Origin of the sequence: Paraburkholderia sp. SIMBA_053 (genome assembly GCF_046534895.1) — a bacterium.
Lineage (GTDB): Bacteria > Pseudomonadota > Gammaproteobacteria > Burkholderiales > Burkholderiaceae > Paraburkholderia > Paraburkholderia caledonica.
The window spans coordinates 1-21128 of record NZ_JAWRXU010000019.1; the positions used below are offsets into that span (position 1 = coordinate 1).

18 protein-coding genes and 2 pseudogenes are annotated in these 21128 nt (G+C 58.9%); 4 read left to right on the top strand and 16 right to left on the bottom strand.

The genetic code is table 11. The features are described 5' to 3' along the window. Nucleotides 1-977 precede the first annotated feature (977 nt). Both SB753_RS31615 and SB753_RS31620 read left to right on the top strand, forming a co-directional pair. Nucleotides 978-2669, top strand: a complete 1692-nt coding sequence (locus SB753_RS31615; RefSeq protein ID WP_410803754.1) for a phage integrase family protein — start codon at nucleotides 978-980, stop codon at nucleotides 2667-2669. Between the two features lie 299 nt (nucleotides 2670-2968). After that, entirely contained in the window at nucleotides 2969-4015 is a 1047-nt protein-coding gene (locus tag SB753_RS31620; protein WP_410803756.1) for a PDDEXK nuclease domain-containing protein, read from the top strand. 141 nt (nucleotides 4016-4156) lie between these two features. On the opposite strand, the gene SB753_RS31625 is transcribed toward SB753_RS31620, so the two are convergent. The 6 genes and pseudogenes from SB753_RS31625 to SB753_RS31650 all read right to left on the bottom strand — a co-directional run bounded on the left by SB753_RS31625 (nucleotide 4157) and on the right by SB753_RS31650 (nucleotide 8794). Further along, nucleotides 4157-4426 (bottom strand): DUF1488 family protein, encoded by a 270-nt coding sequence (locus SB753_RS31625; RefSeq protein ID WP_410803758.1) that lies wholly within the window; start codon nucleotides 4424-4426, stop codon nucleotides 4157-4159. A 348-nt stretch (nucleotides 4427-4774) separates the two neighbouring features. Continuing rightward, on the bottom strand, nucleotides 4775-5116 hold the full coding sequence (locus tag SB753_RS31630) for a type II toxin-antitoxin system RelE/ParE family toxin (RefSeq protein WP_410803760.1): 342 nt from the start codon (nucleotides 5114-5116) through the stop codon (nucleotides 4775-4777). Then, nucleotides 5116-5400 carry a type II toxin-antitoxin system Phd/YefM family antitoxin gene (locus tag SB753_RS31635; protein ID WP_408528561.1) on the bottom strand — a complete coding sequence of 95 codons (285 nt, stop codon included), beginning with the start codon at nucleotides 5398-5400 and terminating at the stop codon, nucleotides 5116-5118. The genes SB753_RS31630 and SB753_RS31635 overlap by 1 nt, the downstream gene beginning before the upstream one ends. A 379-nt stretch (nucleotides 5401-5779) precedes the next feature. Beyond that, nucleotides 5780-7261 (bottom strand): annotated as a pseudogene (locus SB753_RS31640) (ISNCY family transposase). Between the two features lie 634 nt (nucleotides 7262-7895). Next, on the bottom strand, nucleotides 7896-8369 hold the full coding sequence (locus SB753_RS31645; RefSeq protein WP_408329068.1) for an RES family NAD+ phosphorylase: 474 nt from the start codon (nucleotides 8367-8369) through the stop codon (nucleotides 7896-7898). Further along, the gene (locus tag SB753_RS31650) at nucleotides 8366-8794 is read right to left on the bottom strand and encodes an antitoxin Xre/MbcA/ParS toxin-binding domain-containing protein (RefSeq protein WP_046565320.1); all 429 of its coding nucleotides are present in this window, start codon (nucleotides 8792-8794) and stop codon (nucleotides 8366-8368) included. The genes SB753_RS31645 and SB753_RS31650 overlap by 4 nt, the downstream gene beginning before the upstream one ends. Nucleotides 8795-9257: 463 nt before the next feature. Between SB753_RS31650 and SB753_RS31655 the strand changes: the two genes are divergently transcribed. Continuing rightward, on the top strand, nucleotides 9258-9413 hold the full coding sequence (locus SB753_RS31655; protein WP_153141799.1) for a hypothetical protein: 156 nt from the start codon (nucleotides 9258-9260) through the stop codon (nucleotides 9411-9413). Nucleotides 9414-9848: 435 nt separating this feature from the next. Here SB753_RS31655 and SB753_RS31660 read toward each other — a convergent pair. The 4 genes and pseudogenes from SB753_RS31660 to SB753_RS31675 all read right to left on the bottom strand — a co-directional run. After that, nucleotides 9849-10136, bottom strand: a pseudogene (locus SB753_RS31660) (DUF1016 N-terminal domain-containing protein); the annotation flags it as partial. A 488-nt stretch (nucleotides 10137-10624) separates the two neighbouring features. After that, nucleotides 10625-12004, bottom strand: a complete 1380-nt coding sequence (locus SB753_RS31665) for an MFS transporter (protein WP_410803917.1) — start codon at nucleotides 12002-12004, stop codon at nucleotides 10625-10627. 615 nt (nucleotides 12005-12619) lie between these two features. Next, entirely contained in the window at nucleotides 12620-13048 is a 429-nt protein-coding gene (locus SB753_RS31670; RefSeq protein WP_410803764.1) for a cupin domain-containing protein, read from the bottom strand. Nucleotides 13049-13205: 157 nt separating this feature from the next. Further along, the gene (locus SB753_RS31675) at nucleotides 13206-14057 is read right to left on the bottom strand and encodes an aldo/keto reductase (protein ID WP_410803766.1); all 852 of its coding nucleotides are present in this window, start codon (nucleotides 14055-14057) and stop codon (nucleotides 13206-13208) included. 637 nt (nucleotides 14058-14694) lie between these two features. Here SB753_RS31675 and SB753_RS31680 point away from each other — a divergent pair. After that, entirely contained in the window at nucleotides 14695-15588 is an 894-nt protein-coding gene (locus SB753_RS31680; protein WP_410803768.1) for a LysR family transcriptional regulator, read from the top strand. On the opposite strand, the gene SB753_RS31685 is transcribed toward SB753_RS31680, so the two are convergent. The 6 genes from SB753_RS31685 to SB753_RS31710 all read right to left on the bottom strand — a co-directional run bounded on the left by SB753_RS31685 (nucleotide 15576) and on the right by SB753_RS31710 (nucleotide 21113). Further along, nucleotides 15576-16061 (bottom strand): cupin domain-containing protein, encoded by a 486-nt coding sequence (locus tag SB753_RS31685; protein WP_410803770.1) that lies wholly within the window; start codon nucleotides 16059-16061, stop codon nucleotides 15576-15578. The two genes, SB753_RS31680 and SB753_RS31685, sit on opposite strands and share 13 nt — an antisense overlap. Then, nucleotides 16058-16549 carry a carboxymuconolactone decarboxylase family protein gene (locus SB753_RS31690; RefSeq protein ID WP_410803772.1) on the bottom strand — a complete coding sequence of 164 codons (492 nt, stop codon included), beginning with the start codon at nucleotides 16547-16549 and terminating at the stop codon, nucleotides 16058-16060. The genes SB753_RS31685 and SB753_RS31690 overlap by 4 nt, the downstream gene beginning before the upstream one ends. A gap of 159 nt (nucleotides 16550-16708) precedes the next feature. Beyond that, nucleotides 16709-17539: an SDR family oxidoreductase gene (locus SB753_RS31695; RefSeq protein WP_410803774.1), complete on the bottom strand. Its 831-nt coding sequence runs from the start codon at nucleotides 17537-17539 to the stop codon at nucleotides 16709-16711. A 52-nt stretch (nucleotides 17540-17591) separates the two neighbouring features. Further along, nucleotides 17592-18596: an alpha/beta hydrolase gene (locus SB753_RS31700; RefSeq protein ID WP_410803775.1), complete on the bottom strand. Its 1005-nt coding sequence runs from the start codon at nucleotides 18594-18596 to the stop codon at nucleotides 17592-17594. A 148-nt stretch (nucleotides 18597-18744) separates the two neighbouring features. After that, a complete protein-coding gene (locus SB753_RS31705; RefSeq protein ID WP_410803777.1) occupies nucleotides 18745-19836 on the bottom strand; it encodes an alpha/beta hydrolase in 1092 nt (363 codons plus the stop codon). Between the two features lie 419 nt (nucleotides 19837-20255). Beyond that, nucleotides 20256-21113 carry a 3-hydroxybutyryl-CoA dehydrogenase gene (locus SB753_RS31710; protein ID WP_410803778.1) on the bottom strand — a complete coding sequence of 286 codons (858 nt, stop codon included), beginning with the start codon at nucleotides 21111-21113 and terminating at the stop codon, nucleotides 20256-20258. Between the last annotated feature and the right edge of the window lie 15 nt (nucleotides 21114-21128).

Consider the following 21128-nt stretch of genomic DNA (forward strand, 5'->3'; position numbering starts at 1 on the left):
AGAGTGATGTTTATGAGCATCAAGGGTGGGTCAATTCTAGATGCAAAAAGTGGGTCAGTTTCCGGCGCAAATCAACAGCCTGGGACTCCACTGTCGCGGCGAAGCGCATCGGGCGTGATTGCGGCGAACGAGTCAGCGACGGCGCCGGGCCGTGCGCGTCTTGGCGATCGGGTTTTTGCGCACGTCATGCGAACGGGCCGGTCTGTTGGAACTAAATTCGCGACGTATGCGCGTCTGGAACTAAATTTCTGACCAATCTGCGTCTTTGGGAAGTAAATTCCGGACCTGTATGCGTTTTTTGGAACTAAAAACCCGACTAAGTTGCTGTGGAGTCTTGTGCGACATTCTGTTTCTTGAACAGGCGCGGCGCTTAAATTTCAATTATATGGCAGATACCATGTATCATTTTAACTATCTGGCTATTCCAGCATTTTTATGGCTCATTGCTTGACGGAGGGGCAATAAAGCTCCGCTAGCGGTCAGATCGGAACTAAATTCGATGCATGTCTGCGGCGGTCGTCGCAGAGTCACCCTTAAAGGGCCTCTTTTCATTCCGTGTTGGAACTAAACTCAGTACTAAGCTGCGGCACCGGATTTTCCGGGTTTTTGCAGCCAAAAAGTCCGAAATTTAGTTCCCCGCGCTGCTTACTTTTATTGTGAAGACGACGACCTTGCCGGATTGCTACTTCACTGGCAATTGCTGTCGAAGTCCGAGCGCAGGAAAATCGTCGCCATGGCGGACGCCCAGTTATCCGATAGAAGCAAAAGTTATCCTTCCGCTTTCCCAGGCCGAGCAGGATAGGGCGTATATCGCCAAAACCTTGCGGCCAGTTAACTAACGACGCAAACCCCTGTTGCCGCACACACTCTATGCCGACTTTCGGCCTGATCGCCAGCCAGCCCCTGCTCCGAAAAGCGATCTATTAAGATAACTATTGTTATCTTTATAGACGCATTTTCGTGTCAAACTGGCGTCCATGAAAACGCGTCTCACCTTTGCGACCTCCTTCGGATCCGACGGGTTCCCCGACGCCGATGCGCTGGCGGCACTGCGCGCCTGGTACGCCGGTCTGTCGACGAGAGAAGCTGTCGCGCGCTATCTGCCGGGCCGGGCGGGGCGACAACCTTCAGCGCGCGGTGTGCTGGGCCAGATCCGGCGCGCGCTCGTCACTGCTGCACGACGGGCGCATCGCGACGATCTGATAGCGCTCCTGGACCATGCGGTCGGCGATCGGGTGCGACACGCGAAAGCCGTTGCGCAGGCGATCGAAGTGCTGCAGCACGCACAAGCACCGGAACCGCAGATCGCCGATCCCGTTGAGCAGTGGTTTCCGGCGAGAGCAGCACGCGCGTTGCACGCGACCGGCATCGTCACGCTGGCCGATCTGACCGTGCGTATTCCGCGCCGGCGGCTATGGTGGAAGTCGATCCCTGATCTTGGCGCCACCGGCGCAAAGCAGATCGAGGCGTTCTTCGCCGCGCATCCGGTGCTGGCAGAACGGGCGAGGGCACTGATTGCAATCAGCAACCAGGGCAGCGTCGTGCCGTGGGAGAGCCTGCGGCTGCCGCAGGAAGTGGATGGCTCCGCGGGGACGTTCCGGGCACCGCCGGCGACCTGCACCCTCGACTCCAGCAACGACTACGAAGCAGTGCAGGCATGGCTTTCCCTGCACGAATCCGCAGCGACGCAGCGCACATACCGCAAGGAGGCCGAGCGGCTGATCCTGTGGGCGATTGTCGAACGGGGAAGGGCGCTATCGTCCTTGACAACGGAAGATGCCGTCGCCTACCGGACGTTCCTGCGCCGCCCCACGCCACGCGATCGCTGGGTCGGCCCGCTGCGGCCGCGCAGTTCGCCGGACTGGCGCCCTTTCGCGGGCGGCCTGTCGGCGCGTTCTGCCGCCCATGCGCTATCGATCCTCGGTGCGCTGTACCGCTGGCTGATCGAGCAGCGCTATGTGCTCGCGAATCCGTTTGCGGGCGTGAAGGTGCGTGGCAGCGTGCACGCGACGGCGCTTGACACCTCTCGCGCCTTTACCGAAGGGGAGTGGTCGCTTGTGAGAACCATCGCAGACGGCCTTGAGTGGTCGTATGGTTGGTCTGCGCCCGCGGCCCACCGGCTGCGCTTCCTGCTCGATGTCGGTTTCGCAACGGGCCTGCGGGCCAGCGAACTGGTCGGCGCCACGCTCGGCGACATTCAGACCGATGCCCGCGGCGAACACTGGCTGCGCGTGACAGGTAAGGGGCACAAGGCGGGTAAAGTCTCTCTGCCACCCCTTGCCTGGGATGCAATGACGCACTATCTGCTCGCGCGGCGACTACCGGTGTCACCAGCACAATGGAACCCGCGGACACCACTCATTGGAAGTCTGGACGTCGATGACGCCGCTGCAATAAGTGGCATGCGCCTGTGGGCGGTGCTGAGACGTTTTTTCCGGCAGGCGGCGGAGTTGATCGCCGAGCATCCACCGCTTGCCGAGAAACTGCGCCGTGCGAGTCCGCACTGGATGCGGCACACGCATGCGACGTATGCACTCGCGAATGGCGCCGAACTCATAACCGTGCGCGACAACCTTCGCCATGCATCGGTGTCAACCACGTCCATCTACCTGCATGCTGACGACGACACAAGAGCGCAACAGCTAAGGAAGGCATTCGGAGGCAAATGAGTCATGGGTCGGCGAGCGGGTGCGGCTCTGATTCCCGTCCAGGGGGCCGGGAACAAAATTCTGCAAAAAACGGGAACAGATTTATGCAAACCAACGACGGATTAAAAGTCCGCTGCTCTCTATCTTTCTATTTGACATAACATAATTTGCCCCTTTTTTATTTGGCGTCTTTCTGTCATTGTCACGCGCATCGCGTCTCTGTAAGACGACGAGGATCTGTGGCTCTTGAAGCGCGGGATTGCCCAAGGTTGTTGATCACCGGATAATGAACCGTAATCAATGGGAACCGTAGAGACCGCATGACCGATAAACTGCCCCACGGTTCGTGGGGCGAAGACTACAAGCGCTGGCTCGCTGAACTCAAACAGCGGGTCGAGGCAGCGCGGGTTCGCGCAGCCACCAGCGTGAACCGCGAGCTCGTGACGCTGTACTGGCAGATTGGCCGGGAGATACTGGACCGGCAGCAACGCGAAGGGTGGGGCGCGGGCGTAATTGACCAGCTTGCCCGAGACCTGAAGGCCGCGTTTCCAGACATGCGCGGATTTTCGCCACGAAATCTGAAATACATGCGCGCGCTGGCGCAGGCTTGGCCCGACGTGGAATTTGTGCAGCAGCCTGCTGCACAATTGCCGTGGTTCCATCTCTGTACCTTGCTGGACAAGGTCAAGGATCAGGAGCAACGAGGCTGGTATGCCGACAAGACGCTCGAACACGGCTGGTCGCGTCAGGTGCTGACGATGCAGATCGAAACAGCCGCCCATGCCCGAGCCGGCAGCGCTGTGACCAATTTCAAAGAAACATTACCTCCGCCACAGTCCGATCTTGCGCGGGATGCCCTGAAGGATCCGTACATCTTCGACTTTCTCGGCCTCACGGAAGATGCGCAGGAACGTGACGTCGAGCAGGCGCTCACCCGTCATATCACCCGGTTTCTTCTTGAGTTGGGCGCGGGATTCGCGTTTGTAGGGCGGCAATACCGGCTGGACGTCGGCGGCGACGAATTTTTTATTGATCTCCTGTTCTACCATCTGAAGCTGCGCTGCTACGTGGTCGTCGAACTGAAAACGACCCCGTTTCGACCAGAGTACGCGGGCCAGCTTAACTTCTACCTTTCTGCGATCGATGCGCAAGTGAAGGCGCCGGATGATCAACCCACGATAGGTTTGCTCCTGTGCAAGGAAAAGAACCGACTTGTCGCGGAATATGCGTTGCGCGGCGTTGCCAAGCCGATGGGCGTAGCCGAGTATCAGCTGCTTCGACAGGTACCAGAATCATTAGAAACCAAGCTGCCGTCGATCGACCAGATTGAAGCAGAGCTTCGGCCGGATTTGCCCGACGACGCCTAGCACCACCTGCGGACGCATGACCAAACTCTGATGCAGCGGACTAAAGTTGACATAATGTTTATGATCAACACTTGAACGATCGTGCTTTTTGTACCCCTCAGGCGCGCACCGACGCGACAATCATCGCCAGCCAACGTCCGGTTACCGGGCCAGGAAATCGCTGACGGTCAGCCACAGCAGCTCGTCGGGCCGCGCAAGTAACTTTCTTTGTGCGACCGCGACGATGCGGTTGCGGCCGTTTTCAAATGTTTTGAGCGTGCGCGTCGCGTCGGCGCCATGTGGTAGCCAGAAATGCTCTTCGAGTGCGTCACGCGCAATTGCGCCTTCGACCTCGCGGCCGCGGATCGACAGCATGAAAACCACGGCGCGTCCGTCCGGCGAGACGGCGGGCGCGCGATCAAGAACTTCCATGACGTACCTCGACAATATCGTTCGCGGTCTTTGTATTTGTACTGCGCCGCGCAACGATAAATCTACCAGAAGTTGAAAGCAGCACAATCGTCAATGACGCAACGGTTCAGTCTCGCCAGGTATCCGTTATCGAAAATCGCCTGGCGACGTGCGTGCTCGTTATTTTTCGGGCGGCCGTTGTGTTGGAGGCGGTTTTGTTTTTTGTGGTGTACGTAGCCGGCATAGACAGTTAGTTGCGTATTGGAAATCAACATTCCCCGTTATGGTGAGCTTCTTCGAGAGCAGCCGCGTGCCACTATCTGACGAGTGGTCCGGCACTACAGCGTGAAAACACCGATAGGACTGAATTTACCAACGGGAACGCAATAGTCGTTTCTGAAGAAGCGTTCGTAGATCCCGGCGCGTATCGGTGACGACGTGAATGTAAATCGTGTCGTCGCGCACCTCATATATAACCCGGTTCTGGCCGCTCAACACTTCCCGGAAATTCAGGCCGCCAAAATCTGAAAGCTCAGCCGGGACATGACCGCTCTGTGGGAACTGTCTGATATTGCCAAACGTGACGGCCAAGTCCGCGGACGTTTGCTTCCACGTCTGGGCACCGAAGCTTTTGAGGATGTAGCGACGCAAATCCTTCGTATCCTCCTGCGCCTCTTCGAGAACCAGGAGCTTGAACTTCGTCTGCCCCATCAGCGGATTTGCTCTTTCCGGTCAAGGTCGTCGAGTTCGGCGAGAAACTCGTCGGCATCCTTGAATTTCCCCTGCTCGATGTCCTTCTGGCCCAAGGCCAGAATTTTGAGTAGCGCCAGCGTTTGCTGGGTGTCCTCATAGCTTTGCACGTCCTGAACGACGAGCTTCGCTTCGCCATTCTGCGTGATAAGCAGCGGCTCGCCAGAAGCCGTCAAATCCTTGACGATCTGCGCTGCGTCGCTTTTCAGGTAGCTGATTGGTTTTACGTGGTCTGCTAGGCGCATGTCTGATCCTCCGTTCGTCACCACATTCAGGCCAAATATAGACTAAATTCGGTTCTATACAAAGTCCTGAATCAGCCAGCAGCCATGTGATCTGTCGCCAAGAGGCTCGATTTGCCCGCCGATAAATACGCTGCGGCGTCGGTCTCCATGAATGCGCCGCCCTGTCCTGCTTCGCCCCCTCGCGCGTCACGGGCAAGGCAGCGCATTGGCGGAGGCCCCAAGTGCTCAAGTGGCGGAACCAATCGGCAGGCGGGCTACAAGTGACAGCGCACATTTTGAACTAAAAAGTCCATCCATTGTCGAGGCTTTGTTGAAATGTCCGCTTTCCGGCTAAGTTGAAATGTCCGGGTTAAAGGGGTTTGTTTCTAACGCCTTTGTCTCACACATTGTTGAAGGACGACGCCTGAACTGGCAGGGCGCTTACGTCTGCGTCGATCACCTTTGCAGACCGACGGCCAGGTTTGCGTGGTTGTTGCATTTGCCGCTGCTGCGACTGTTCCAGAATCACACCATTGATATCGGCCTGCGTGAACTCGCGTTGCTTCTTCTTGCCTGGCGAGCGGCTTTGAACCCTGGTTGCAACGCCCAGGTGGGTTCGCGAAGGCGCTTTTCCGATCCGACTGTTATCGCGTTGAGCCTGGATCACCTGCGAGACCTGAAGCACGTGACCCAGCCGCTTATGCTCAACGACCGCGCCCTGGTCAACTTCGGTCAGCCGGTCGTACTGTCTGCATGACAGTGCTTGACCATCGGCGCGCAGTTCGATACGCCCATCCGGGTACTCCCAGACCTCGATATACCGGCCGATCAGTTTGTGGTGCCCGGGCGTGTCATCCATCAGATACGTGACGCGGTCATACCGCACAGTCAACGACTTGCTCACCTTGCGCGGCTCGCGCCACGTGAGCACCAGATCAAGATTCTCGTCAGCCCTGAGTGGACGGTGAGCATCGAATCCGCTCTTTGAAGGCTTCGCAAAGCGCGCGTTGTAATTTGCCATGAAGGCCGGCGCATACGCATTGGCTGCGGCAGCCGTGCTGATGCCACGCAACCGCAATTCTTTTACGAGCCGGTCCTGCAGCGTCAGGTGGGCGCGCTCGACGCGACCCTTCGCTGAGCTGCTGTTCGCACAGAACGTGTCGATGTTCAGCTCGTACATCGCCCGGCCGAAATGGGTCACGCTGTTGCCATCCTTGTTCGCACCCGTCTTGCGAAACACGCTGTACTTGTCGCTGTAGAACGCGACAGGGTTGCCGTGGCGTTCAATGTACGCCCGCGTCGCCTCGAAGTAGCTGAAGGTCGACTCGGTGGCTGTGAAATGCAGCGTCATCAGCCGGCTCGTCGCATCGTCGACGTACACCAGCAGCGAGCAGGCCGGCGCCCGTTCCTCGAACCACCGGTGATCGCTGCCATCTATCTGGATCAGCTCGCCCAGACACGCGCGCCGCGCACGCGGCTGGTAGAGCTTCGGCGGGCGCTACCGGCGAGGCACCCAGAGACCTGCATCCGTCATCAGACGCCTGACCGTCTCCTTTGCAAGCCGGATGCCGTGACATTCGTACAGCTTCTCGCAGGCCAGCGTGGGCCCGAAATCGACATAACGATCACGAATGATCGAGAGTGCCCGATCGGCCGTCACCGCGTCCAGCTGGTTGTTGCTGGGCCTCGAGCGCCGACGCGACGCGAGGCCTTCCGGTCCATGCTCGCGCAGTCGCGCAACCAGCCGCCGAATCTGCCGCGGCGTCAGCCTGAGCCGTTCTGCCGCGCGCCACGGCTTGAGCTTGCCGTCGGCGACGTCCTGAATGACCTTGAACCTGTCCAGTTCGCGCATCGTCATCGTGATCCGTTCGGTCGCAGCCATTGAAGCCTCCCGCGCCGGGACGCCGGCGGCTGGTCAGCTTACGCTGCGAAAAAGCGGACATTTGAACGTGGCTAAAAGCGGACATTACAACTTAGCCTCTACAACTCAAAAAATCGATCACTTTACTTATGTCAAATTGGATAGGACCTCTAACGTACATACGGGGCCGTTAGTGCAAGTAAAATCGTTTCCGCTTTCAAAGTAATTTTGTTCCCTAGCCCCAGACGGTAATCCAGGCTTGCAGGCGGCGTAACGTCGTTGCGCCCAGTCGAATGGCACATCGGCGCGTGAAGCTGCGGTACCGGAAGCATCGAAAATAGACGACTTCGGTGCGCGGCACGTTTCGGAGGGCGTCAGTTTGGTGGACGCGGCTATCAGCAACGCCTTCTCCCGAACCGCACAAGGCTTCATTGTCGTGCGGAGCGACTATAAAAAATTTCCTGCACCACCGCTCGTCGGAACAATTTTGCTTCCGTCCATTTCTCGTAAATTTGTTCCTGAAGGTTCGGACCTCCCCTGCGGACGGGACCTTTGCGGGAACGAATTTATGCAGACCAACGGCCGTGTCGGCTTTGGCAACCAGACATGGAGAAACCAAAGCGTCGAGGCGGGGCTAGCCGACCCCCATCGTAATCTAGGAGTGTCCGACCGTCGGCATCACAAAGAGGCGTTCATCCCACACCACGGGTTGCGGCTCGGTCACAACAATCCGCGTCGCGTCGGGGTGTGCGGGATTGACCAGCACGTTGAACTCTGCACGGACGACGACGGAAGGTACCATCAGGAGCGCGGTACGCGACTCGGTCAGCCAGGCGTCGCCGAACTCCCTTGCCGCCTGCAGTGCTGGCGCATCCCATCCCCCTGGCAACGATTCAGCCGACTGGAGTTCGACGCGAATATCGTCGGGAACCGCTGCTTCGACCCATCCGTGTGTCTTCGGTACCTTGCCGATGCGGGCATGAACAAGAACCTCGAGCATCGCACCGGCGAAGGTCGACGCGGCGTAGATGACCGGTCGCCCCGGGCTATTGAAGCGGCCGCCCACCAGCATCGCGCCGGTGCCGCTCCAGACCGTATGTCGAGTGTCGGCGATTCGAAACAACTTCACGCCGGCAACCCATAAAACAGTTTCCAGAGCAGCTCTTCGACCCGGCGCGCGCCGAGCTCGGTCAGCGCAACATCGAGTGGCGCCCGCCCCTCGAGCTCCGGGTGCGGCGTCGACAGGAATTCCCGCGCGTCCTCTTCGTCGTTCCAGACGTAGGCCGTCGTCGCGACGATCCTGGCCAGCCGCTCAGTCTTTTCCGATTCGTCTGGCGTCAGCCGATCGCGACGCCGCTTATAGGTCGCTTCGGGGATGATGCGGGCAAGTAGCGCACGCCGGGCGTCAGCACCCTGCGTCGCATGTTCGACGCCTGCGCGCAGCGCGGACTTGGGCAGTCCGTCGCGGACAAGTGCTTCGAGTTCCGCGAGCGTGTGCGGGACCTGCCGCAGTTCCATGACTGCGGCCACTGCCTCAGGCGTAATCAGTGACATGCGACTCCCGACTAAAGTATCAGTTGATACCCAATCATAGCGCAATTGATACTGTCCGCAACCCCATCTTTAACTAGCAGGCGCCAGCGGGGAGACTGCCGAGACGGCTTCCTCGACATCGTCCGTGCCTGCGAGAATCGCCCACATAGCATCACGGCCCGGTGCGGCCTACAGAAATCTTTCATAGACGAAATGCTCAAGCAATAAGCATCCGCTCGCGACGGGATGTCGCACCGGGCACACGGATAAACCGTTTATAGTGCGCTGCACAAGCCCGTGTGATCGGTAGATGCGCTCTGATAATTGTGTTATATTGCGTTGCACAAAATTCGTCCGATTGGCAAGCGCGATGCGAGGACCGCGTCCAGCGTTGCCGGGTTGCGGACGAGATGCCCCTGAAGTTGAGTCGACACGCCTGTCAGCTACGTCCAGTTTCTGTCTACATCATCAAGATGAGGTCCCTGTGAAATACCTTACCCGCATCGCCGCGTCTGGAGCACTCCTGGTCGTCGCTCTCGGTATCGTCACCTTCGCCCAGATCAAGTTCGCGCCGCAATCCGCGGACAACAACCCGGTCGCACGGATCGTCCTGAACGTCGAATCGCAACTGAACGGTTGAGCGAGTCCACCGCCGTATGTAGCTCGCGCCCCACAGGCAAAGAAAAACCCGGCAGGCTCCGAAGAGAACTGGCGGGTTTGAGCTACTGATTTCGGATTCACATACCAGGCGATGGTAACGGAGTTGACGCCTGCTCAGGCTCCTCCAGCGACCAGCCAGCCTCCATGGCGACGGCATCCAACACCCTGGCAGGTCACCAATCGTCAATTCGAGACGCTTCATCGTGGCCTCGTGAGACAGGTAATCTTCCCCTTCGACGTTTCGATTATCAGAAACTTGAAGAGCGTGTCGCCACACTGATCCAGCGCAAGCCAGCCCTCCCCGCCCTGCGCAAATTGTCACCGCAACCTGAAGGCATGGGCGAATCCAGAATTTGTGCGGCAGCCTCCTGCACAAATTGAAGCCTCTTCGGCTTGGTAAACTAAGGATTGCGAATTAAACGTCGATCACTTTAATTATGTAAAATGACTTAGCATCAGGAGATTGCGCGCTGGAAAACAAATTAGACGAACCAACGTCGTCGACATATTTCAGGCTGCGCGGCGAAGACCCGCGCATGTCTGCAAACGCTGCTTGCAAGTCTCGCGCAAGCTGATCAACTACTGCCGCGCCCCCTCCTTCGCGCTGCTGACGACCCACAATCTCCCAGCCGACCTGCCAGTAGAGCATCATGAGTTCGCACTTCGCACTGGCCACTGCGCGATGCCGGGCCTGTCCGACTCTCTGCTTGAGTTCAGTGAGCCAGCGCTTGTACTCTACGCCCCACGAGCCGTTGGGCGGCTTCGGTCACGCGGTCTCTGTGACTCCCATTGATCATGCATCGTCATCCGGTCATTACGGTAACTGGGGCAACCCAGGCATTAAGAGCAAAAATCCTTGTCGTCCTATCGACCGCGACAGGCTTAATTACCTCTGGGAATCTGCTGACTCGACTTGGCCAGACACCAACATTATGGTCAACGCGGAACGCCGCATCTGGCTCGGAAGTCGGCGCCAGATGCACGACTGACAGTCCGCTCTAATGCTCCAAATTGCGGTGCCAGCGATTAGGCGGCCCGCTCCACGCAGGCACGCAGAACCGGCAGGAAGCAAGGCACGTCCACGGATCGCATACGTGCGATCGCATCGCCGTCGCGAAAACTCACGCAACATACGCCGATAACCAGCCTTTGTTTTGCGTCCCAGATGACCCACGTGGATGGCCGACAGACCTAGGTGGATGTACTCGTCAAGCGACGACTGACAGCATCCCTGCGAAACTGATAGACCAAAAGCAGTACTAGCAAAAGCGCCAATATCTGCATGACCGCAGCTGCTGTGAAGGCCGCGCTGACACGGGCAGCAAGCAGCGTTTTAGCGTCGCTGTGTATGCTCGCGCCCGCCGCATCGAAGGCGACGATGAGAATGCCCAGTCCCAGCGAGCCGCCAAGCTGGTGTGCCACATTCACTAATCCCGAAGCAGCGCCTGCATCCTTAGGGTCTACATTCGCGACACCAGCCACGGTGAGCGGGCTGAGCGTCCCGCCCTGTCCCGCACCGATCAGGGCCATCGGTAATGCCACATGGAACCAATACGAAGTATGGGCTGACGCGTCGCTGAGCATAACCATACCTATCACCGAGAGAAGTAGAGCTAAAGCCAGGAGGCCGCCATTGCCGAGCCGCCGCGTCAGCCAAGGAATTGACATAGCTGCAGCGAAGTTGGCGATTGTCGTTGGTAAGAAGGCAACACCGGCCTCAAGCGGGGTGTAGTCGAGTACACCCTGAAGATACTGCGTCGCAAAGAAGTAGAACCCCACCGAGGCGCCTACGAACAGCATCCGCGTGCCGTAAGCCACGCTGCGCTCCAGACTCGCAAAAAGGCGTAAAGGAAGGATTGGCTGCTTCGCGCGCCATTCGTTGATGACGAAAAAGCTCAGTAGCGCAACCGATGCAACTAGTGAGGCAGTGGTAGTAGCGTCGGTCCAACCGTACGTTGCGGAGTGAACGATACCGTAGACGAGCAGTGTCATGCCGATTGTCGATGATGCTGCGCCGACAATGTCAAGTTCGCCCGAATGGCGTACCGTCTCGGGAAGATAGTGCTTTGCGCCAAGCATCAATGCCAAGCCGATAGGCAGGTTGATGAAGAAACCGACGCGCCAGGACAACCAATCCGCAAAGACTCCGCCGAGCACCAGTCCGATAGTCGAGCCGACTCCCGCTGTAGCCCCGTAGTACGAAAGTGCACGTGTACGTTCCCTCGGGTCGTGAAAAGTAACCGACAGGAGGGCTAGCGTCGATGGCGCCAGTATCGATGCTCCGATGCCCTGAATCGCTCGAGCAGAAATGAGCCACGCCGGAGACTGCGCCACGCCGATGGCGAGCGAGGCAAAGGAGAACAGTGTCAAGCCCGTCATGAGCATCCGACGCCGGCCGAAGATGTCGCCGGCCCTAGCGCCCAGAAGCAGCATGCCTCCAAAGGCCAGGGTATAGGCGTTCGACACCCATGACAATCCGGTATGCGAAAATCGCAAACCGGTCTCAATTTTGGGCAGCGCAGTAATCACGATCGAGATGTCGAGTACGATCATGAGATAACTGACCAACACTATTGTGAGGACAGTGCCGCGGTGCGTTTCGGTGTTAGTAGTGAGCGGTGTTGCTGACAATTAGGAGACTCCGTGTTGACGGTGCGACGGCGAGATCAATCGCGGAATCTGCAATCCTCGCTTATCGTGTAGCTGATGTTTTGTTGTCGCTTTCAGAACGCGCGTCGGCGTTCCCGTTGCTCGACGGCGGTGTGCGGGCAGCGACAATCGCTGCTTATCGATGCGGCGCAAGTAGCCCTTGTGCAGACATCCTCGACGGTATTCGCGTTATCGTCCTTGCAGCAGAAGCCGTAGCGGCTGCGGGTAGCGCCGCCGGCAGTTGATGGCGAAATTACCTGTCGGCCGCGGCTTTGCTTAGATGTCTGAAACAGCAAGCAACGTTGAATCGAAGCCGTTAATGGACGTTGGGACTTCGCCCATCCCTTGCCTGGTACAGCAGGCAACGGGCGAAAACCGGTCACCGATATCAACTGCCCACCGACCGGTTGTGGCGGACGACGCGCTGTGCATCGCAGTGGCCGTCAGCTCGTAGCATCGTGATCTGCAAGCTGCCGATCATCGTGTGGGCCGCTGGGGCACATGTCGACTATTTAAGCTCTTGGCCGAGCGCACCGCCTAGTCGGTGACCAGCGGTCCTGCCTGATATTGCTCGTCCGTCACTGGCTCCATCCATTCGACGACCTTTCCATCAAGCATTTCGGTAAGCGCGAGATGGGACATTGCCGTGGTCGCGGCCGCTCCATGCCAGTGTCGCTTTCCGCACGAGCACGAGACGATGTCACCTGGGCGGATTTCCGTCCGTGGGCCGCCTTCGCATTGGGTCCAGCCGACGCCGTTAAGCACGACGAGGGTCTGTCCCAGAGGGTGCGTATGCCAATTGGTACGCGCGCCGGGCTCAAACGTCACGATGCCGCCACCGAGGCGCGCGGGTTCCTCGGCTTGAAAAAGGCTGTCGATCCGGACAGAGCCAGTGAACCAATCTTGAGGACCCTTGATGGAAGGCTTTGCCCCATTGCGAACGATGGTTTGATTATCTTTGCTCATGATTTAATCTCTTCAACTATGATGCTGGGGTGGTAGTCGCTGCGCTCTCGGGACAAGTCTCGACGGAGCGGCGCACCGCTCCGCTAGTCCCTTTGCTGGACGTCAGCCCAAGGCTCCGTCCGTGCACAATAGTTTCGTACTCTTGCCGGAGTGTTCGTCAAAGGCCGAGCTTTCGTTCACTCATCCACTGAACTATTTTTGGATCGCGATGCGAGAAGAAGCTGCTAACGCCGGTCTCCAACATTGCGACCGCCTGCATGTCGTCGTCGGATAGTTCGAAGTCGAAGACGGCCAGATTTTCCAGCATCCGCTCCTTGCGTACCGACTTTGCGAGCGCGACGATACCCCGCTGAACCAGCCAACGCAGCACAACCTGCCCCACGGTCTTACCCTTCTGCTGTGCGATCGTCATCAGTTGCTCGTTCCCGAACAGATTATTACGACCCTCTGCGAACGGAGCCCACGCCTCCGGCTGGACGCCAAGTTCACGCATGAAATCGACACTTTCAGCTTGCTGGTGAAAGGGGTTGAGTTCGATCTGGTTGACGGCCGGCGTCACTTCGTTGAAAGCCTTGATGTCCATGAGGCGATCGGGCTGGAAGTTGCTTAGCCCGATAGCGCGCAGCTTGCCAGCGCGATGTGCCTCCTCCATCGCCCGCCAGGCGCCGTGAACGTCCGAAAACGGTTGATGGATGAGAAACAGATCGAGATAGTCGAGCCTCAGACGCTTAAGCGAGTTGTCGATGGCCAACCGAGCACGTTCGTAGCTCGCGTCTTCAACCCACAGCTTGCTGGTGACGAAAAGTTGGTCGCGCGGAACTCCGCAGCGCTTCAGGCCACGGCCGACGGGCTCCTCGTTCTTGTACGACGCTGCCGTATCGATCAAGCGGTAGCCCGCCTGCACGGCCTCGACGACGCAGCGTTCGCATTCCGCCTCGTCGGAGATCTGGAAGACGCCGTAGCCAAGGATCGGCATCGTGATTCCATTGTTCAGTGTCACATGTTGCATGGTCGTACCTTGTCGGTGAGGTCAATGGCGGCCTGAAATGACGTCCAGGACGCGCTCGATACACTGTTTGAGCCTGCCTCGTCAAGTCGCTTTTTGACGGAATCCCGCCTTGCGCTCTCAACCGGCCTCCCATTAGGCGTGCTATACGGCTTCTGTCCGCAGTGCATGAGCAGCGAACACGGTGGCTAAGCCGACGCCGCATCCATACGCAGTAAGACTTCTCAGGCTCTGCTTACCTACCGCCACATGCGCCGCCGGCCCCGGTCCCATTACACCTCGACCAGTTTGGGGAACATTGGCGATCGTGCGCAGGTGCTCGCCGGACACGACTCCACCGTTGCGGCGCTGAGCTTCTCACGCAGCCGGTGCGTTCGACGTCCTGGCAAGGCGGCCACCGCCACTGGTTCGGCTTCGCTGTTGGCCGAGAGCAGCAGGCAGCAACTCCTCGACGGTGTAGCGAAGCGCATTCCTGGCGCGGCGCAAGGCATACCCAAGGAGCCTACTCTTGCTGCAAACTCGCCGTATCGGCGGCTAAGCTGACGCGCCGTCGATAGACCGTATTGATACGACTTTAGACCCGAACGATTGACGACACTAGATGTCATAATCGGAAAGGGTTTATAACAGGAGTGGATTAATGTCCATCGAGGGCTATGAGCAACTCGCGATTTTTTCGGTCGTCGCGCGCGAGCGCAGCTTTACCCGCGCCGCGGCCAAGCTAGGCATGTCGCAGCCGGCGCTGAGCCGGGCCATGCGGCAACTGGAAGACCGGCTGGGAATCCGGCTCCTGGCCCGCACCACCCGTAGCGTTTCGGCCACGGAGGCCGGCGAACATTTGCTCCGGGTGGTTGCTCCCCGGTTCGAAGAAATCGACACTGAACTTGCCCTTCTTAGCGAATTCCGGGACAAGCCTGCGGGCAAGTTGCGCATCACGGCTGGCGAACATCCGGCGGTCACGATCCTGCAGCCTGCGCTCGTCAAAATACTACCCGACCATCCGGATATCCAGCTAGAGGTTATAGTCGACTACGGGCTCACCGATATCGTGGCCGAAGGCTACGACGCCGGCGTCCGGCTGGGCGAGCAGGTCGCGAGAGACATGATCGCCGTGCGTATCGGTCCCGACGTCCGGATGGCCGTAGTTGGTTCACCGGCATACTTCGCCCGGCATCCTCGCCCCAAAACCCCCCGCGATCTTATCCGGCATAACTGCATCGCCATCCGCCTGCCGACTTACGGCGGCATCTTCCCCTGGGAGTTCGAGAAGAGAGGGGAAGAGCTCAAGGTGCGCATCGAAGGCCAGCTTGTCTTCAACAATATCGCCATGCGTCTGGATGCAGCCCTCAAGGGGCTGGGCTTGACATACATGCCCGAGGATCTGGTGCAGGCGCATGTCAAGGACGGCGCATTGATACGTGTGCTCTCGGACTGGTGTCCACCGATCCCGGGATACGACCTCTACTACCCGAGCCGGCGTCAGAGTTCACCGGCCTTCACTGTGCTGCGAGATTCATTGCGTTACCGTGGCTGACTCTCCAGATACTGCTCATCAGACACCAGTTCCAACCAATCGACTGACTTACCGTCAAGTGCTTCCGCGATGGCTATATGCGTCATGCCCTTCGTGCGGGTGGCCCCATGCCAGTGCTTGACCCTTGGCGGAATCCAGACTACATCGCCAGCTTTCATGACCTGGACCGCGCTGCCCCACTGCTGAACCAGTCCCACGCCTGCCGTTACAATCAGCGTCTGTCCCAGTGGATGCGTGTGCCAAGCCGTACGCGCGCCTGCGTCGAACGTCACGGTCGCACCACCTACGCGCGCAGGTGCCTCTGCCTGGAATCGCGAGTCCACCCGTACAGAACCGGTGAACCGATCGGCAGAACCTACAGAGGAAGGCTGAGAACCCGCGTGCATCACGGTGACCATCCGATTGTCCTGAGCCCACGCGGCAGAAGCGCCGAACAAGAGCGAGAGCGTGGCTACGACAATGGCGGATTTCATTTCTGCTGCTCAGGCTTTTGGGCACTGTGATCACGCTGGCTCGCCGCAGTATCGGACGTCCGGAACACCTCTCTCGCGACCGGCACCGCCGATACAGCATTGGGCCAACCCGTATAAAAGGCGAGTTGGGTGATCGTCTCAACAAGTTCCTCTCTGGTCACACCGTTTTGCATGGCCAGCGCCATATGCGAACGAAGCTGCTCGGGGCGATTGAGTGCGATGAGTGCCGCGACGGTGACCAGACTGCGGTCTCGCTTGGAGAGCTGCTTACGCTCCCAGACGTCCCCGAAAAGCACATTGTCGGTAAGCTCCGCGAGCTTGGGGTCGACGTCGCCCATCAACTGCTGAGCCCGGGTGGGTTGCTGGCTACTGGTCGGTGCGGACTGTTCGGACATAGGGGACACCTTTTCCTGAGCATGCACCGGAGTGCTCACGCCTTGAGCCAGAATTGCGCTCATTAGCGTGAGACTCCCTGTAAATAGTTTCATTGCGTTGCTCCGTATTGCGCAGGCATTGTCCATCGAGAAATGAAGAGATTAGCCGAGATGCGCTGCCTAGCGGAATTACTGGACCTGATCTCCGAGTCCGCTGACGTTTAAATTCGGGAACCTGAAACAGGTCTCGTGGGGCCGTCGGAGCGAAAGATTTCACTGCTCCGCCGCGCGCAGCGCGGCCAGTTGTTCTCGAATTGGTGCTGGTTCTTTTTCGAGTGGCATGTTGCCAACGTCCAGCACGGCATCCACGGCACCGGGTGGATCGGCTATCAGCGGCGCAAACAGTGCGTCAAAGTCCTGGGTTGCAGGGCCACGCTCCGCTACCAGTTCGACGGTCTTGAACGCGGCAGCGGATGTTGACAGGCTGCGCACCAGCACCTCGGCGACTTGCTGGCGCGAGACAACCCCATCGCTGGAGTCGCTGGCCCAGCGGGTATCGCCTTGCAGTAATAGCAGCCGTTGCTGATCGGGTTCGTTGTAGTCGAACCAGCCCGGCCTGACAATCGTGTAGACGCAACCACTGGCGCGCACTAACCGTTCGGAGCGTCGTTTCCAGTCGTGACCTCCCAGCGTACCCAGGCGGGCATCTTCGCGCTTGGTGACGCCAATGGCCGTCATGAGCGCGATTCGGGGCCTGGCATGGCCGAGAGCCGTCAACACGTTGCGTACACCGCCGTAGTCGACCGCCTCGGCTTGCTCACCACGCACACTTCCTGCGCCGAGCGTAAAGACAATGGCATCAACGGCCTCGACCGCCCTTGGCAGATCGTCTTGAGATGTGACCTCGCCGACGATCAGTTGTGCGCCTCGCGGCAGAAAGCGACGAGCCTTTGCTTCGTCCCGGATCAACGCTCGAACCGCGTATCCCTGTCGAAGGGCCTCGGCAACCAACAGGCGGCCGATGCTGCCGGTGGCGCCCACGACCAGCACGGTGGCTGACGGGGCGACCACGGCGGAGTCCGGGTTAGTAGGACGTTTCGTCATCAACTTTCTCCAGTTAGCGGCGGCAAAGCGAATCGACGCATGGCAGGCTGGATCACAGGGTTTTCGCGTAGAACGGAGTTAGCTTGCCGATGGTGGCGTCCACGTACTTGGGGACCCAGTAGGTTTCGATGTGCGTCGCGCCGTCGATCTTGAACAGTTCCTTATCCTTCGCGCCAGTGGCCTTGGCGAAGGCTTCCTCGCTCATGTACGGGCTGTCGGCCTTGCTGCCGGCAATTATCAGCAGCGGCTGCTCAACCAGGTCGAGCTGGTCGGTGGCGTCCCAGCGCATCAGGTCGAGCAGGCTGCTCATGGTGTACTTGAAGGTCGAGTTGGGATGCGCGTGGGTGCGCCAGTAGTACTCGTAGCCCTGCCGGTACATCGCGAAGGGTAGCGCGGCGATCTGTTCGTCGGTCACGTCAGCGTCGCCGGCGTAAAGGATCTTTCCGCCGGCCTTTTCCTGCGCGAGTGCGTCCGTGGCCTGTTTGAGACGCTGTTGGATCGTGTTCAGTTGCGAATCCTCGAAGCCATTTCGGCGAACGCGACCGGAGTTGAACATGCTCAGCGTCGCCACAGATTTGAAGCGCTTGTCGGATTTGGCGGCGTGCAACGAATAGCCGCCACCACCGCAGATGCCGAGCAGCCCCAGGCGTTCGGGATCGACACCCGGATAGCGGGTGATGAAGTCCGCCATGCCGTGGATGTCCTCGGTGCGGAACTGGGGCTTGTCCACGCTGCGCGGCGCCCCACCGCTACCACCCTGATAAGCCGCATCCGCGGCGATCGTGACGTAGCCCTGTTCGGCGAGACGCTGTGCATGCAGGCCGGCAGTCTGTTCCTTCACCCCGCCATTGGGGTGGGCGACTACGATCGCGGCATACTTCTTCTCGGCATCAAGATTGGCCGGGGTATAGACGTTGGCCACGATGTTCACGCCGTTGAGATCGTAGTTGACCGGGTGGATGTTGACCTTGCCCGGCTCGTTCTTCATGATCGCGCCGCCGTAGACCAGTGTGAACGGATTCTTCCTGTAGTCTGCTGCAACAGCACCAGTGGTCATTGCCGGAACTCCTATAAGTGCATATGAGAAACCAAGCGCGGACCTTCCGAGAAACTCGCGCCGATTCTTTTTGACGACTTCATCGCCAATTTAAATCCCTATGCCGTTCTTGCGAATGATGGTCTCGCACGACCCCGTGAGAGGCGCGTTAATCCAAATGTTTCTCGGCAAGGAACTTCGACACCAGGTCCGCGATTTGAGCGTTGTTCAAATCAGAGAATGCAAAATGTGTGTTGCCCCGGATACCGATTTCCGGCAGATGCACCAGAGTTACATCGCCGCCATGCTTATTGACGGTGTCCCGCCACAACCGCGCCATCTGTAGCCGCGCACGCCAACTGTCCTGGGCGGGCAGGTCTACTGGATGATCGGGAATGTTGTCGCCGTAGATGACGAGGATCGGAATCCTCGTCAGCGCCATGAATTGGGTCAGAGGGACGGCCGCACCCTCGACAGTATCGAACGCACTCCGTATCGCGGGAGGTACTTCGCCCTCCGGGAAGACGAAGCTGCTGCCAGGCTCGAAGGCCACGATTGCCTTGACGTTCGCGCTCTTGATGGCCGTGAGCCAACCGGGGCCACCGCCTTGCGAATGCGTGAACAGAATGCCCGGGCCGATCCTCCTGAAGACGGCCGCAACACCGTCCGAGACGACATTGATGTCGAACGGGCCAGTGTTCGGCGTCATGGCGCGAAAGAACTGATTCAGCGCATCCGAATCGCACGAGAACTGTACGTGCTGGAAACAGTCCGGCCATAGACCGATGCGGAACTGATTGAACCAGAGCTGTTCGTCGGGCGTTGGCTTGATAGTCGTCCCGAGCATGCCGCGACCCGCATCGCCGCGACGAGGCTGATCGACCAGGTACACACCAAACTTGCGGCGCAGAAAAATGGTCTGGAATCCTTCGCGACCGTCGGCCGTAGTCTCCCACGACTTCGAGAACTGTCCCGCTCCATGCCACATGACAATCGGATATTTCCGTGCATTCAGGGGTATCTGGTAGAAGGCATAGGCATGATCGCCGTGGTAGCTCTGGCCGGCCGGGTCCAACGGCTTGCGCGGGTCGAACGTTCCGTCGGCAGTGGTCACGGCGCCGCCCGCCGCGAAGCTCCCTTGCTCCTCGATGAGTATTGGACCCCGGTCGCCGGCGCTGGCGACGGCGCAGGTGCTCACGGCTAGCCAAACGAGGGCTGTCTTGATTGCTGACTTGAATCTTCGGAAGGTGCGCTGGTGCATGAACTACCTTTTAGCTCAAAATCACAAGAGAGCAATCTACCTTCGGGCTAGTCATCGATAAAGGTCACTAGTCGGATAGCGCCCATACCGAAATCACATAAGTGAGACCGGCCCAATCGCAAGTCAGGGCTCCGCATAGGAAACCGGGCACGATTGCCCGTCTGTCTGGACTCCAACCTCGCGCGGTCGGCCACCTAGCAATCCAACAACGCCGGCATTGCTGCCGCACCATTGGCAGCCGACCGTGGTCGTTGGCTGGCGCAACCCGTCGAGACTCACGCAGACGTCGCTTAACCAACGTATACACGCCCGACCGTAGATTGCCTTCGGCGGTTTGCCAATCAGTGGTTAGAGCCGGATCGTTCGAAATACTACGAATTTGACTTGGCGACGGGCCGTTCCCCGGCGGCAGATTGTTTTCATTGCTTCCTGTAGTCGAACACGCCTCGCCCCGCCTTGCGGCCCAGCCATCCCGCAGCGACGTATTCCCGCAGGAGCGGACACGCGCGATACTTCTGGTCGCCCAGATCGCGTGTCAAAACGTCCATCACCGAAAGACATACATCCAGTCCAATCAGATCAGCCAAGCCTAGTGGCCCGAGCGGATGGCTGGCGCCTAACCTCATGCCAGAGTCAATTTCGTCGGCAGTCGCCACGCCTTCGGCAAGAAGGAAGAAGGCCTCGTTGATCATCGGAACGAGGATGCGGTTGACGACAAAACCGGGGGAATTGCGGACCGTAATTGGTGACTTGCCAAGGTCCAGCGAGAATTGATGAACGGCGCGCGCCGTTTCCTCACCGGTATGCAAGCCGCAGATTATTTCCACCAGTGACATCAGTGGGACTGGATTGAAAAAATGCATCCCCAGGAAGCGAGCGGGGTGATTGAGCCCGGCACCTAGCGCGGTGATTGAAATTGACGACGTATTCGACGCGATGATCGTGTCATCGCTAACAACCGACTCAATTTGGCTCAGGATGCGCAGCTTGAGTTCGGAAGCCTCGGTGGCAGCCTCGATGACGAGATCAGCAACAGCAAGCCGGCTGTAGTCGGTAGACGCTTCGACATTCGCAACGGCGGCGTGCCGGGCCGCGACATCCAGCTTCCCCTTCGCCACGAGACGTTCCAAGCTGGCTGTCAGCGTGGCGATGCCTTTTTCCAGCGCGGTTTCCGTGACATCGATCATCACCACCTTGAATCCCGCAACGGCAGCGACCTGCGCGATACCGTTGCCCATTGTCCCCGCACCCACCACACCTAATGTCTCAATTTTCATGACTGGCCTTTGTGT

Bases quoted from the DNA above. Each gene is read 5' to 3' on its own strand.
- SB753_RS31615 (WP_410803754.1), top strand. From the start codon at position 978: ATGAAAACGCGTCTCACCTTTGCGACCTCCTTCGGATCCGACGGGTTC.
- SB753_RS31620 (WP_410803756.1), top strand. From the start codon at position 2,969: ATGACCGATAAACTGCCCCACGGTTCGTGGGGCGAAGACTACAAGCGC.
- SB753_RS31625 (WP_410803758.1), bottom strand. From the start codon at position 4,426: ATGGAAGTTCTTGATCGCGCGCCCGCCGTCTCGCCGGACGGACGCGCC.
- SB753_RS31630 (WP_410803760.1), bottom strand. From the start codon at position 5,116: ATGGGGCAGACGAAGTTCAAGCTCCTGGTTCTCGAAGAGGCGCAGGAG.
- SB753_RS31635 (WP_408528561.1), bottom strand. From the start codon at position 5,400: ATGCGCCTAGCAGACCACGTAAAACCAATCAGCTACCTGAAAAGCGAC.
- SB753_RS31650 (WP_046565320.1), bottom strand. From the start codon at position 8,794: ATGTCACTGATTACGCCTGAGGCAGTGGCCGCAGTCATGGAACTGCGG.
- SB753_RS31670 (WP_410803764.1), bottom strand. From the start codon at position 13,048: ATGAGCAAAGATAATCAAACCATCGTTCGCAATGGGGCAAAGCCTTCC.
- SB753_RS31675 (WP_410803766.1), bottom strand. From the start codon at position 14,057: ATGCAACATGTGACACTGAACAATGGAATCACGATGCCGATCCTTGGC.
- SB753_RS31680 (WP_410803768.1), top strand. From the start codon at position 14,695: ATGTCCATCGAGGGCTATGAGCAACTCGCGATTTTTTCGGTCGTCGCG.
- SB753_RS31685 (WP_410803770.1), bottom strand. From the start codon at position 16,061: ATGAAATCCGCCATTGTCGTAGCCACGCTCTCGCTCTTGTTCGGCGCT.
- SB753_RS31690 (WP_410803772.1), bottom strand. From the start codon at position 16,549: ATGAAACTATTTACAGGGAGTCTCACGCTAATGAGCGCAATTCTGGCT.
- SB753_RS31695 (WP_410803774.1), bottom strand. From the start codon at position 17,539: ATGACGAAACGTCCTACTAACCCGGACTCCGCCGTGGTCGCCCCGTCA.
- SB753_RS31700 (WP_410803775.1), bottom strand. From the start codon at position 18,596: ATGACCACTGGTGCTGTTGCAGCAGACTACAGGAAGAATCCGTTCACA.
- SB753_RS31705 (WP_410803777.1), bottom strand. From the start codon at position 19,836: ATGCACCAGCGCACCTTCCGAAGATTCAAGTCAGCAATCAAGACAGCC.
- SB753_RS31710 (WP_410803778.1), bottom strand. From the start codon at position 21,113: ATGAAAATTGAGACATTAGGTGTGGTGGGTGCGGGGACAATGGGCAAC.